At 57.9% G+C, this 13733-nt stretch carries 11 protein-coding genes; 9 read left to right on the top strand and 2 right to left on the bottom strand.

All coding sequences use genetic code 11. From position 1 onward, the window contains the following. The first annotated feature begins 6 nt into the window (after window positions 1-6). Genes ACF8SD_RS12410 through ACF8SD_RS12380 form a run of 7 tightly spaced genes read left to right on the top strand, consistent with a single transcriptional unit; the run spans window position 7 to window position 9269 of the window. The gene (locus tag ACF8SD_RS12410; protein WP_392483687.1) at window positions 7-2751 is read left to right on the top strand and encodes a tape measure protein; all 2745 of its coding nucleotides are present in this window, start codon (window positions 7-9) and stop codon (window positions 2749-2751) included. Between the two features lie 9 nt (window positions 2752-2760). Further along, on the top strand, window positions 2761-2904 hold the full coding sequence (locus ACF8SD_RS12405) for a hypothetical protein (protein ID WP_392483686.1): 144 nt from the start codon (window positions 2761-2763) through the stop codon (window positions 2902-2904). A gap of 26 nt (window positions 2905-2930) precedes the next feature. Beyond that, window positions 2931-3383, top strand: coding sequence for a transposase (locus ACF8SD_RS12400; protein WP_392483685.1), 453 nt, complete (start codon window positions 2931-2933; stop codon window positions 3381-3383). After that, complete coding sequence (locus ACF8SD_RS12395) at window positions 3380-3859, top strand: DUF1833 family protein (RefSeq protein ID WP_392483684.1); 480 nt, start codon at window positions 3380-3382, stop codon at window positions 3857-3859. The genes ACF8SD_RS12400 and ACF8SD_RS12395 overlap by 4 nt, the downstream gene beginning before the upstream one ends. A 2-nt stretch (window positions 3860-3861) precedes the next feature. Then, a complete protein-coding gene (locus tag ACF8SD_RS12390; RefSeq protein ID WP_392483683.1) occupies window positions 3862-4266 on the top strand; it encodes a hypothetical protein in 405 nt (134 codons plus the stop codon). Continuing rightward, complete coding sequence (locus ACF8SD_RS12385; protein WP_392483682.1) at window positions 4235-6958, top strand: host specificity factor TipJ family phage tail protein; 2724 nt, start codon at window positions 4235-4237, stop codon at window positions 6956-6958. The genes ACF8SD_RS12390 and ACF8SD_RS12385 overlap by 32 nt, the downstream gene beginning before the upstream one ends. Window positions 6959-7016: 58 nt before the next feature. After that, window positions 7017-9269, top strand: a complete 2253-nt coding sequence (locus ACF8SD_RS12380) for a hypothetical protein (RefSeq protein WP_392483681.1) — start codon at window positions 7017-7019, stop codon at window positions 9267-9269. A gap of 33 nt (window positions 9270-9302) precedes the next feature. Here ACF8SD_RS12380 and ACF8SD_RS12375 read toward each other — a convergent pair whose 3' ends face one another. Then, the gene (locus tag ACF8SD_RS12375) at window positions 9303-11231 is read right to left on the bottom strand and encodes an acyltransferase family protein (protein WP_392483680.1); all 1929 of its coding nucleotides are present in this window, start codon (window positions 11229-11231) and stop codon (window positions 9303-9305) included. A 169-nt stretch (window positions 11232-11400) separates the two neighbouring features. Here ACF8SD_RS12375 and ACF8SD_RS12370 point away from each other — a divergent pair, with 169 nt between their 5' ends. Together ACF8SD_RS12370 and ACF8SD_RS12365 are read left to right on the top strand one after the other, a co-directional pair. Beyond that, on the top strand, window positions 11401-11889 hold the full coding sequence (locus tag ACF8SD_RS12370) for a glycoside hydrolase (protein ID WP_392483679.1): 489 nt from the start codon (window positions 11401-11403) through the stop codon (window positions 11887-11889). Beyond that, on the top strand, window positions 11886-12413 hold the full coding sequence (locus ACF8SD_RS12365) for a DUF2514 family protein (protein ID WP_392483678.1): 528 nt from the start codon (window positions 11886-11888) through the stop codon (window positions 12411-12413). The genes ACF8SD_RS12370 and ACF8SD_RS12365 overlap by 4 nt, the downstream gene beginning before the upstream one ends. Here the strand turns inward: ACF8SD_RS12365 and ACF8SD_RS12360 are convergent. Then, a complete protein-coding gene (locus ACF8SD_RS12360; protein WP_392483677.1) occupies window positions 12391-13581 on the bottom strand; it encodes a tyrosine-type recombinase/integrase in 1191 nt (396 codons plus the stop codon). The genes ACF8SD_RS12365 and ACF8SD_RS12360 overlap by 23 nt on opposite strands. Window positions 13582-13733 lie beyond the last annotated feature (152 nt).

Raw genomic sequence — 13733 nt, 5'->3', positions numbered from 1 at the left:
GTTTGTATGAACCAAGAGTCTCGTCTGGCGGTTACGATCGACTCCAGAGGCGCTCAGCGCGACGCAAGAGCCATGGCCAAGGACCTGAACGCCTTGGAGTCGGCAGGCAACAGGATTGACCCAGCAATGGGCAAGGCGGAGACAGGCATCCGTGACCTGGGCAACCAGGCCTCATCCAGCGCATCGAAAGTCAGGACCCTGGAGGGACAAACTGACAAGCTGGCGTCTGCCGTTACCGGACTTGCAGGCCCAATTGCTGCAGCATTCAGCGTCGCAAAAATTGCTGCAGCTGCAGAACAGTACGTAAACCTCACAAACCGGCTTAGGCTTGTAACGGAAAGCACCGAGCAGTTGGCCTTCGCTCAGGAGTCGGTTTACCAGGTTGCCCAGAACTCTCGGCAATCGCTTGAGGTCACGGCTCAGGTGTACCAGCGCATAGCGCAGAATGCCAGTCGGCTGGGTCTCGACTTTGCTGAGGTTGCTAGTGTCACCGAGACGGTGGCCAAGACCGTGGCTCTCAGTGGCGCCAGCGCCCAGGCAGCTGACGCCTCAATGGTCCAGTTTGGGCAGGCGCTAGCGTCAGGCACCCTGCGTGGTGACGAGCTTAACTCGATCATGGAGCAGACACCGGCTCTGGCCCAGGCCATCGCTCGAGGTCTGGGCGTGACGATAGGTCAACTCCGAGCCATGGGGGCAGAGGGAAAACTTACCTCTGAGGCGGTGGTGCGCGCCTTGCAAAATCAGAAGGACAAGGTCGACGAGCTCAGCTCCGCTATGACGCTTACTGTCAGCCAGGCCGTGACCTCTTTCAATAACGCCCTGGTGTCAACAGTTGGCAGGCTGGACGAAGCCACCGGTGCAAGCAGCCGGCTCGCAAACGGGATCGCAGCGCTCGCGCGGGCAATGGATGGATTCAACTCTGGGGAATTCCTTGATTTCTTCCGCCAGGATAAGCAGACCGTTGCCGGATTGAACAACGAGCTCAGCGTTACCCTGTCCGGTATCCGGGATCTCCAGAATGCGAGGTCAAGGCTGGCAAAAGACGACCCAAGTGACACGGTGTTTTTCAAGTTCAAGTTCTACGACAAGGGCGAGCTAGACGCCGAAATCAGAGAGCTTGAGGGCAAAGCGGCCGGCATCAGAACGATCGTCAGCAGCATGGAAGGATCTGCAGCGAAAATCGGTGCGCAAACGCCTAAGGGTGACGCCCCGGCAGAAGGATCTGCAACAGCCATCAACGCCGAATACGAGAAGATGTTGGCTAGTCTGAAAAAGCAGGCTGCTCTTCAGGGGGAAAACACCGAGGCCGCGAAGGTCAGGTATGCGATCGAAAGTGGCGAGCTTGGCAAATTGCTGCCAGAGCAGGAGAAATTGCTGCTGCAGTACGCCGAGGAAAAGGACCGAAAGGCGGCGGCAGAAAAGGCGGCAAAGGGCCTAGGGTCGGCAAACGCAAGGGCAAATACAGAATCCGCCAGAAGTCTGTCAGAGGCTCTCGGAGTTTTCACGAAGCTCTATGGTCAGTATGACCCAGCCTCTCAGGCCGTACGCTCTCTTACGCATGAACAGCAACAGCTTCAGCTGGCGCTGGATCGTGGAGCCATCAGCCAGATCGAGTACAGCAATGCACTGGCTCAGGCCTCGCAGAACTATGCAGCCATAGTTCAGGGGCAGGACCAGCACCTCGTCAGGTTGAAGCAGATCAACGAGGAGTACGTCAAAGGGCAAAGCCTGGCCGAGCTCTACGCGCAGAAAGCGGCAGCAACTGGAATTCAAGGGCCGGCGGGCAACATCGCCAGGTCGGGTATCGATTCGGCAATCAAGGGGCAGATTTTCAATGGGAAGCCAAATGCCTCGGTGATTTCGGCCGAGGTAGGCGGGCCAAGCTCCGAGCTGACCCGAATGGCCGAGGAAAACGCCCAGCTCCAGGCCTGGTACGACCAGCGTATCGCGATGTACCAGAAGTATCGCGAACTGGAAGTGGAAAACGCCGCTCAGTACGACGAGACGATACGCCAGCTTGAGCAGCAGCGGGCGGCTGACACCATGAGCAATGAGCGCGCCATGAGCATGGCTCGAATCTCCATTGCGCAGGACATGTTTAGCGATCTGACTAGCGTTGTTGGCACGTTCGCTGGTGAGCAGTCTTCGGCCTACAAGGCGATGTTTGCTGTGTCTAAGGCGGTGGCAATCGCTCAGGCCCTGATTAATGCCCCCAAGACGGCGAGTGATGCTTACTCGGCAATGGCAGGCATCCCAATCGTTGGTCCTGCACTTGGTATAGCGGCTGCTGGCGCTGCGCTCACGGCGCAGATGGCTCAGGTCGCATCTATCCGCTCAGTAAGCCTCCCTGGCTTCGCCACCGGCGGCTATGTGTCCGGCGCCGGTACCGGCACCTCGGACAGCATCATGGCCCGCCTGAGCGACGGCGAGTTCGTGGTTAATGCCGCGGCCACCAAACGTAACCGCGCGCTGCTCGAGGCGATCAACTCGAACGAGCGGGTATCGGTGGCCGGCGGGTCAGGTTCAGTCGTTTCCACGCAGGGCGCCGGAACTGCCGTTGCGCCTGTAGCCGCCCAGCCAAGCGTCACCGTGAACCTGATCGAAGACCGGTCCCGTGCCGGCACTGTTGATCAGCGCACCGGCGACGATGGACAGCTGCAGATAGACGCCTTCGTGGCTGACATCTGGGGTGGTGGCGAGAGGGCTCAGGCAATCGAAGCGGCCTACGGGCTTTCGCGCAACCCAACGTAGGTAGATCCCATGACCACTGAAACTGACGAGGCCGACAGCGGGGCGGGCGCAACCGTGCCCGATCCTGTTGTTCAGCCTGATGAGAAGGAGCTTCTGCTCCAAAGGCGGCTCGCTCGCATCGAGGAGGCGCTGGGCCTCAGCCCGCTCACCTAAACGCAAACCTCAGCTGAGGAACGGCAATGATTCAATACCCGGCAGAATTGCCACTTCCTCTGCAGGATGGCTATGGCTACACGACCGTTGACCCAATGCGCTCGACGCGGATGGTTACCGGGCGCCGCCGGTACCGGAAGGTGCGCAGCTATGTCCCGTCTGAACTGACGTTCAACTTCGTGTTTGAAGAGGATGAGGCGGCATTCTTCGAGGCGTGGTATGCGCGAACGCTGAATGATGGGCTGGAGTGGTTCGAAATGCCGCTCCAGCTGCCGGCCGGCTTCACCACCTACCAGGTCCACTTCATCGGCATCTACGGGAAAGTTGAACTGACCCAGGTGAAGCGCTGGCGGTACTCCATCAACGCCGAATTGAAGCAGCGTCCGCTGATTCCCGAAGGCTGGGAGCAGTTCCCGGAGTACTGGTTCAACAAGAACGTCATCGACGTTTCGGCGAACAGGGAGTGGCCAGAGGCATGAGCATGATCGAAGAATGCTATGCCTCAGGGCGCGGGGAGCTGGTGGACACGATCGAGGCGAGGAAGGAGGGCGGCACCGTCTCGCACTGCTATTGCTCTGGCTACCAAGATCGCACCTGCACCACTGAGGATGGGCGAACGCTGACCTTCGTCGCCATGGCCATGGATCAGGCCCTACCTGCGAACGACAACAGCGCCTTCCAGAATATCGTGCTTGGCCTGGACAACGTCACTGGCGAGGTTCAGGAGATTGTCGAGCCACTTAAGGATCAAGGAGATCGGCTCATCATCACGTTCCGCCGTTACCTGGCTGAAGACCTTTCGTTCCCCGCCGAGCGGTACCGGATGACTGTGCTCAGCCGGGATTATGACGGCGACATCGCCAAGCTGACCTGCGGATTCTTCGACCTGCTCAACACCAACGGCAATCGGCTGTACCTGACAACCGATAGAGCCCCCGGCCTCAAGTACCTCTAGCCATGATCGAGAAATACATGCGCGCCCCGTATCGCGAGGGTGCACGGGGCCCTATTGCCTTCGATTGCTGGGGGTTGTGCATCGCCGTGCGACATCAGGTGTACGGGCTGCCGCTGCTTCCAAGCCTTGGCTCTGTAGGCAAGGACAGGGTCAGAGAGAACACCCACGCCTATCACGACCTTCGACATGGAATGGAGCCGTGCGCACCTGAGCCTGGAGCCATTGCAGCGGTATTCCGCGGAGAGCTGTGCCTGCACGTTGGCGTTGTCGTGCAGGTCGGAGGCCGCCTCAAGGTCCTCGACACAAACCCCGGCGGCGCCCGGATTCAATCAACTGGCGAGTTCGAAGCCGCGTATCCAAGGGTGGTTTACTACCATGATCGAGTTTTTCCCGAACAAGCTGAGTGATACGGCGCCGCTTGGAACCTGGTCAACCGATCGGCGCATGACGATCGAGGCCTGGCTGAAGTCTCAGGCTCCGTCGTACGAGCGCCGAGAAAGCCCGCCGATCAGCGCTGTGCTGAACGGAGAGTTGATCGAGCATCACCTGTGGCACAAGGTGAAATTCAAGCCATCTGACCTGCTGCAGATCTATCGCGAGCCGAAGGGAACTGATCCGTTTTCCATTACCTTCGCCCTATTCAAGGGCGCTAAGGCAGTACTCAAGGCGCTGATGCCGAAGATGCCGGGCATGCCGTCCACTGCCGGTGCTCAGCAGGGTGACCCGCTGACAGAAGCCAGCGCGAAGGGAAACAAGGTCAAGCTCGGCGACGTAGTGCGACAGATTGCTGGCCACCAGCGCACCTATCCGTCTTACCTTACCCAGCCTCGCCGGTATTTCGCCGGCCCGCGTGATCAGCGCGTCGAGATGCTGCTGTATGTGGGCGAGGGCGAGTATGACATTCCGATCAGCAAGGTGAAGGTGGGGCAGACGCCGCTCATCTCGCTGGGCGAGGACGCCGAGTTTTCGATTTACCAGCCTGGCGCCGATCTGTCTGCCGATACCGCCCATATCAACTGGTTTAACGTGCCAGAGGTGGGGGCAAGCTCTAGCGGCGCCGCAGGGCTTGAGCTGACAGTGGCCACAACGCTTACCCAGTACGCCAACGCGGCTGTATATCAGTTCTCTGGCGACACCATCAGCATCCCTGCCGGCTCCGGCTCCTTCCCGTCGGATTGGTCCACGGGTCTCATCATTCGCGTGGTTGCCCCGTATTCATATGAGGCTGTCGACGGCGGGGCGAGCCGGGACATCATCAAGGGCCCCCTGGAAATGCTGAACCCGACCCCAGGCATGGAGATCGAGGTCGCAGGCATCAACGCAGGCTACTACGTCGTCAACAGCTACACCCCTGCTGCTGGCGGAGATCCGGCAGAGATGACCCTCGACTATGACGGCGGATCGCCTGTTATCGGGCTCACCCCTGGCACCGGGCAGGCGAGTATCGGGCCGCGCGGCCTTCGTTACCGCATCACAGCCTTCAGCGAAAGTCTGATGACCCTGGAGCGCCTGGCGTCAGATGGTTCTGCGGACATTGACTGGCCGGGATTTGACACCATGCAGTCGGTGGTGGCCGTTATTTCACTTGACGCCTCCAACCTGCAAGGCGGTTATCGCGGCCCGTTCGCCTGCTGCCCAGAAGGGGAAAAAGTCACTGAGCTGGAATGGAGCGTGTTCTTTGCCAATGGCCTGTGTGGCATTGGGCGGGAAGGGCAGATATACGGCATTCCGGCTTATCACACGTTCGAATACCGAGACATGGACGTAGCGGGGCCGTGGACCGTAGTTGAAAAGGTGCACAGCGGCAGCTCTCTGGACGCCCAGGGCTTCACCAATCGCATCGTTCTGCCCTATCCGATGCGGGCAGAGGCCAGGATCAAGAAGCGCTGGGTGCAGCTTGGCGGGCGAGCCAATGAGGAGGCGCGGGACGACACGACGTGGTACGACCTGCGCGGGCGCATGCAAAACTCGCCGACGAGCTATGAAGGCCTGACAGTGATGTCCTTCAAGATCCGCGGCGGTGATCGTCTATCGGCGCAGTCAGAGAGCCAGAACAGCGCTGAAGCAACGCGAATCCTGCCCATCTATAGCGACGGTGCATGGCTGCCAAAGGCTCCAACGCGAGACATCGTGCCCTGGTGCCTTTATCAGCTGAAGCAGCGCGGCTATACGGATGACGACTTCGACTTGCCGGAATGGACGGCCTTCCACAACACCTGCGTCGCCCGGGGCGACACCTACGACGAGACGCTGGATTCAGCTATTACCGTCAAGGACATGATCAACAACGCCTTGGCTTGTAGCTTTGGCGAGCTGGTCGTATATCGCGGCCTGCTCCGTCCTGTACGTGACGAAGCGCGAGAGGTGTTCGAAGCCACTTACGGCCCGAAGACCCAGACCTATTCGCCGCAGAACATGACCAAGAGCCTGAAGATCACCGGGCCTATGCCTTCGATCAACGACTTCGACGGCGTGGATGTCGAGTACTTCTCGCGTGAAACGTGGGCGTGGGAAACGGTGGAGTGCCGCTGGCCAGGCGACCAAGGAATCAAGGTCGAGAAACTGAAGATTCCTGGCGTGAGCGACAAGACGAGGGCCTGGCGGATCGGTATGCGCCGCCGTGGCCACCAGAAGTTCCGCACGGACGTGTACAGCTGGGAAACCGAGCTGGATGGCGGAAATAGCGGATACCTTAGCTTTGCTGCTGTGGCCGACGACACGCCCAAGCGATGCCAGAGCGCGATCCTTCTGGGCTTCGAGGTTACGCCAGGCGGCACGTTGCTGCGCTCGTCTGAGCCGCTGGACTTCAGTGCCGGTGGTGAGCATCGAATCGGCATCCGCAAGCTGGACGGCACGCTGTCAGGGCCGTGGACCGCAACCCAGGTCGACACCTACACAGTCCGTGTAGACGCCCTGGACTTCGAACCAATCGTTACAGGCCCTTGGGAGCCACCGCACATTCTGTTCGGGCCGGCTGCCAAATGGGCCTACCCGGTCCTCATCACAAGCTCCGACCCGGCAAACGGCAACTTCGCAATGAAGGGCATGCCGTACGACGTCCGCGTTTACACCTACGACGATCAATTCCCGCCGGCCTGACCGGCGCCCTATCGAGCATGCCCGCCACTGAGCGGGCTTTTTCATGCCCGGAGAATCTATGCGCTACAACACTGGCAACCCGGTCGGGACTGATGGCTCCAGTTCGCCGTTCGACCTGCACGACAACTCAGGCAATATCGATGTTTGGGCCAACGACAGGTCCCGGCTGACATGGCCAGACCGGTTGGGAATTGACCGGAAAACGTTCTTCGGGATGGAGCAACAAGTCAACGATTTTCTAGCCAATCAGGGTTTCGAGCCTGTACCGCTGGTGTATGTTGACGGAATCGGACTAACCGTTGAGAGGCCTACCCAGCTCATCGAGCGCGGGGATAACCTATACAGCATCAAGCTGCCCGCCAGTTTTCCGGTTGAGCTATCAGGAAACTGGGCTGCAGATCAGAGCCTGCTGGTGGCCCAGGTCGACAGATCATTGCGTGAGGAGCTTTCGGACTCTACCGATTCCGCAAAAGGTGCTGCGCTGGTCGGCTATAAGAGATCCAGGCTCACATCGGCGATTGACACGGCGCGAGAAGCGCTTGATGCGCAGCCCTATAGCATCTTCGAGTTCGAATCCTATGTGATCAACAAGCCGACCGCCTTAGATCCGTCGACTTGGGATTGGGCTCCCGCTATCGCGGCGGCACTGACGTTGTTCACCGCAGAAGGCGGTGGTGTCTTGGTCTTCCCGGCCGGCTACTCGTTCCCGTGCCGCACAAAGGTAGGTAGTTTCCAAAATCTCAAAAACGTCACGCTTGTTGGCTATGGGGCTGAGATCGTCAACTACACCGGGCCGTTGCCAATGATCGTTTTCGGCGATGCTACGGTGGACGGAACTGGCCGATTCACATCCTTTGCGATAACCGTCGAAAACATCAACGTATTCGGCATTAGCTTCAGATCAGGTAATCCATTCGGATCCGGAGCCCCTGGCCCAGATCGCTGGGCCGATGCGACTCCTTTCCAGTTCAACACGTCTTGCCGTTGTGTAGTACGCGATTGCTCGTTCACCGATCTGGACTTCAGCGCTATCGACTTTGGTGCTGCGTCGCGCGATTGCCTAATCGATCGCTGCCGCTTCTACTCGTCTCGCACAGAGGCGGGGCATGCAAACTACGGTGTTCGGATCTTCTGCTATTCGACAAGCGTTAACGTTGACCTGTCTCCAACTGACCCAAATACGGGGCTTCTGAAGGCAGGGTACACGCTCCCACCAGGCACAGGTAATTTCGGACACGAAAATATCAGTGTTACTAACAGCTACTTCGAAAACATCAGTCATGGCGTGATGACGTTTGCTGCTAGGCGAGGTACTGTAAGCAACAACAAGTTCGTTAACCTATCTACTCGCTCAGTTTCACTGACAACATATACAACCGACTATCTCTGCTACGGTAACGTGCATACTCTAAACACGGTGGAGCAGACTTCTTCTGGCGTGTCGGTGTTCTACAACTTTGGCCAGGAAACGTTCAGGAACTCGGTCAAGGGCGACAGATTCCTAGTGTTTGGCGCAATGAACAACGCTACAGGTTTCTCGCCAATTAAGGCTTTACTATCAGCAAAAGGCATCGTTATCGAGAGTTGCGAGTTCAACCTTGAATCCTTCAATGGCGGCAATGGGCAATTCTGCATCGTCGTGAACAACAACTCAGATGCTCGCGTTAGCAGTTGCCGATTCAGTTCAGGACTCAGTCAGAGCATTTGCTTCTCTCCAACCGACAGCATAGCTAATCCAGGCTTCAACCAGCCAAACATTGAGATATCTCGTAACACGTTTGTGTCCTCTGTGAACGGATCTATTCAGCTCGGCAATACGACGGCTGCGGGTGGCAATTTCATCATCAAGGACAACGTTATAGAGGGAGGGGCCACGCGCTTTGTGGTTAACACCGCCAGTTCTGCTACCTCCGTGCCGCGCCTAGCCCTATCAGGAAACCGCTTCGTCAACAGCCCCGTTCGCTACGTGGATAACACTACAACAAACAAGGCGATAATCAGGAGCACAGATGTTCTTGAGATTCTAATCAGACTGTCGACTACAGTCGGAGTGGCCAACCCTAGCACCACATCGGTTACCTTCGATTTCAGCAACTACACCATCCCGGCATGCTTCTCGAATGGAACTAAGCAGTATCAGTTTTCTGCGTATGGAGGTCGCGAGAATTCTCAGGCAAGTACGGACTTCATATTCAGGATTACAGGAGAGACGGCTACCTCCGTTACGGGGGACATCGTGCGAAATGCTGGCACAAGCACCCAAACCGGCTATGTTTCGCTGAGGGTGCTATTCACTCCATTCAATACTTGATCGATAAAAAGGGCCTGTCTCCAGGCCCTTTCATTATCCCTTAATGATCGCCTCTAGCAGCTTGGCGATTTGCTCTCCAGCCACCGAAGAGCCATCTATTGAAAGATGGGTGTTGTCCGAGTAGATCAGCCGTCCATCGAGTGTCGGACCACACATGCCATTTGGGCATAGTGTTTTTGATGGGTCTATAAAGTACGTGTTGCCCATCGACGAGATAGCTTGCTTTATGGCCTCATTTGTCTTGAAGGCCTCAGCCTGACTTACATTGTACTGGATCGAATCGTTGCATGGCTGATGAATGAATGTCGGCCTCAGCAGGCATTCAGCAACTGACTTTTTCGCAGATAAAAATGGCTGACTTCCAACGATAATCAGCGGGCGGTCACCTGCATCCTTACGCAGCGCGTGCAAGTTCTCGGTAAGAAACTCTGCGAACACCTTGTCATCCTTGAGGTTGACCCTCTCCCCAGATTCCGTTGCCAGTAGTTCTCGGTACCCAGTCCAGTGCAGTGCGAAGATCAATGGCCGCTTGTCGTTCGCCATCATCTCCATGGATTTTCGATACCGGATAAAGCAGTCGCTACGGGGCTTGTTGTCTTGCAGCCTTGTGTAACTACCAGAAATAAAGCAGCCGTTTGTAGACAGGCTCATCAGTGAAATACCGCTTGGCGCCAACGCTTTGTCTAGGCCAGACGCATATTGCAACGAGAAACTGTCGCCAAGCAGGTACGCGTCGAGACCCTCTCGTTTACCTAAAAGCCCGTCGGAATTGAATCCAAATCCACCATAGCTTTTAGTGCGATACTCGGCCGGATTGCTCAGTGCCGACGCATAGGTTTGGTTGATGCGCTGGCTGAAGCCGCCGTTGGTAACGACCTGCCATGAAAGCGCAAAGACTGCTGCGGTCATTGCCGCCGAAGCCAAGTAACGAACAGTGTTGGTCTTCACCTTGCCGGGCATAAACCGAGATTCGACCAGGTTGTACATAGCCCAACCAGCCAGGATCGAGGCTACGAAGATGCCTATGCTTTCAATCACCGTGACTTCGCGAAAGACGAAGTACTTGTAGAAAACAAAAATCGGCCAATGAACCAGATACACCGAGTATGAGATGACGCCTACCCAAACCATTGGTCTAGTGCGCAGTATGCCACCGAGTTTCGAACGGCCAGCATAAATGCACAGCGCGGCGCCGACACAAGGTGGCAGGGCTGCCAAACCGGGGAAGGGCGACGCCGAGTCCAGCAAAAAAGCAAACGCAACGATTATTGCCAAGCCAACGGCAAGCAACACCGATTCGAGTGTCTCGCCGGCTCGTGCTTTCGTGGCATAAACCATCAAAGCTCCGGCAGCCAGTTCAAAGACTCGGAAGGGCATCAGGAAGTAGGACGCCGTGGCGTCAACGGTCAGCATGTGCTGTGAGGCTATCAGCGAAACAACTGCTAGGACGACCAAAACGACCGCCAGGAATCGTTCGGAAACCCTGAGCGATGCCCATACGACAAGCGGCCACGCCAGGTAAAACTGCCATTCAGCTGCCAGCGACCATGTGTGCAGCAGCGGTTGCGTGTGGGCAGATGCGTCGAAGTAGCCAGAGTTAAGCCAGAAGAATACGTTCGAAGCGGCAAAGACCGCATATTGACCGGATGATGCCAGTGAAGCGAACGAGGCTGGGTCCATGAGCAGGTAGCCAGCGCCCAAGCACAGGGCCACGGTCGTGATCAGGCCTGGATGCAGCCGAATCAGTCGTCGAGCATAAAAGTCTGCAAACGAAAACCTGTTGGCTTCGCACGCCGCCTTGATAACCTCGGTTATCAGGTAGCCTGAGATGACGAAGAACACGTCAACTCCAATAAAGCCGCCTGGCACGCCGAGATTGAAATGGAACAGTAGAACCAAAATCACAGCGATGGCGCGCAGTCCATCAATGTCTGGCCTGTAGGCCAGCTGCTTACCTTTCATTATTGATTTCCCTATCAGGGCCGTATTTCAAGCCGTGAATGATACCGTTTTGCCAGAAGTCTGCGGGGTCTTTTCGTCTGGTGAAGATCATTCATAGACCCCAACGGCAGCTACTGAAAATACTTATCAATGCCCGCCTAGCGCGGGCTTTTTTTCGCCTGGAGAAACCATGGCCAGACTCACCGAAACCCAGGTCGGAGGCGCGAACGTGCTCCGGTTTCTGGACCTGATCGCTTTCTCTGAAGGCACCTCAACCGTCAAGGCAAGCGACGACGGGTACAACGTTCTATACGGCGGCGGCCTGTTCCAAGGCTATGCCGACCATCCGCGCAAGAAGCTGACCTTCCCCATCAACGGCAAGCCGGTGACCAGCACGGCAGCCGGCCGATACCAGCTGCTCGAGCGTTATTGGGATGCGTACCGGTCCAGCCTTCGCCTGACCGGCGGGTTCACACCGGAGAACCAAGACCGAATCGCGCTGCAGCAGATCCGGGAACGTAAGGCCCTGGACGACATAAAGGCTGGCCGCATTCAGCAGGCAATCGCCAAGTGCTCGAACATCTGGGCCAGCTTTCCCGGGAACAACTACCAACAGAACCCGCACCGCCTGGACAAGCTGCTCGGGCGTTGGGTGGAGCTCGGCGGGGCGCTGGCATGACCTGGCTCGGCGCGGTACCGGCCTGGTGCTGGTGGCTGATTGCTCTGGTGCTGGTCGCCGGCGGCCAGCAGTACCGGGTGGTAGTGGCGCAGGGTGATACCGCGACGGCCCGCAGCGAGCTGTCCGAATACCGGCTGCAGGTGGCTGAGCGCGACCGTCGCGCCGCTGCCCAGGCCAGAACAGAAGAACAGCGCCGCCAAGCCGTGGCGGACGAGGAGGGCGAAAGTGCACGCAAGAGACTGGAACTGGCCCAAGGCCGGGCCGCTGATGCTGAGTCTGCTGCTGTCGGCTTGCGCGGGGAAATCGCCAGACTGCGCGCCGGCCACCGAGCAACCTGCGACACCATCGCTGCCCAGCAGCGCCAGGCAGGAACCTCTGCCGTCGTGGTGCTCGGGGGATTGCTTGAAGAGTCTGACCGAATGGCGGGCAGCTGCGCAGCAGCGCTTGAGCGAAGTCGAATAGCTGGGCTGGCGTGTGAGGCGGTGGTTGACGGGGTGCGCGCTAAGCCTGATCGAAAACCATAGCCGGCAGCACCATGTCGGCCCAGGTCTGCATCATGTCGCGGCGCTGCTCCAGGTAGGTGGCATGGTTGTACACGTCACGGATAGCACTGCTATCAGCGTGGGCCAGTTGGCGTTCGATCCAGTCCTTGTTATAGCCGCGGCTGTTCATCTCCGTGGAAAACAGGTGGCGGAAACCGTGAGGCGACTGGCGCCCAGTGTATCCGCAGCGGTCAAGCAGGTTCACTGCATAGTTGATGCCTATCGGCCGCACAGCGTCAGACCGGTTTGGGAACACATACTTCATCCCGCCTGAGATAGGCAGCATGGAGCGCAGTATTTCCACGGCCTGGCGCGACAACGGTACGACATGGTCGCGGCGCATCTTCATCTTGGCGGCTGGTATCGACCAGGTCGCTGTGTCGAGGTCGATTTCCGCCCACTCGGCTTTGCGCACCTCGGCAGGCCGGCAGACCGTGAGGATCAGCAGTTTGGTGGCGCACTGCAGTTGCAGGCCTGACTGGCTTTCCTCGATGGCCTTGATGATGGTCGGCATCTCTGAGAAGGCGAGGAACGGCCTGTTTTTGTGCGGGGCCATCTTCTCGGTGACAGTGTGCATTTCCGCCGTGGGGTTGTTCTCGATCATGCCGGTGGCGATTGCATACCGAAAAACCTGGCCCATCCACTGCCTGGTCTTGACGGCGGTGGTCACCGACCCACGGCGCTCAATGCGGCGAATCAGCGTGATCACATCGGACCGCTTGATCGAGTCGATCTGGCGTAGGCCGAAAGCCGGCAGTACATCCAGCTCCATCGCGTTAGAAATCACCTTGACCGTCGACTCGGTCAGGCTTCCCTTCCTGAATTCCAGCAACTCGTCGTAGACGCGGCGGAATGTCCTCTCCTGGGCGCCAAGGCGCTCTGTCTTCTTCATCCTCCTTGATTCGCGTGGGTCTACTCCCTGCGCAACCTCTTCGCGCGCCTCGTCCCTTCGCGCACGTGCCTCCTTCAAGCCGATCTCTGGGTAAGTTCCGAGCGAAATCCTGGCCTGCTTGCCGAGCCAGGTGAACCTGAAATGCCAGCTTTTTACGCCGGTTTCGGCGACGTACAGCGTGAGCCCGAGCGAGTCCGCAAGGGTGTAGCCCTTTTCCCGGGGCTTGGCCTGCCTGGCCGCGGTGTCCGTGAGTGCCACTAGTACATTGCCTCTGGTTGATTGGTCGATGTACTGGATGATGTACTAATTATCGTAGGATGTGGAGAGTCATACCGGGACGATTAAGGACAGAAAAGCGCCCATATACGGGCGCCTTTCGTTCTTTCGGGATTGTCCGGTTTTAGGCGGGA

The sequence above is a fragment of the Pseudomonas sp. CJQ_9 genome (genome assembly GCF_043106615.1).
Classification (GTDB): Bacteria; Pseudomonadota; Gammaproteobacteria; order Pseudomonadales; family Pseudomonadaceae; genus Aquipseudomonas; species Aquipseudomonas juntendi.
This window is presented reverse-complemented; position numbering and strand designations above follow the sequence as displayed.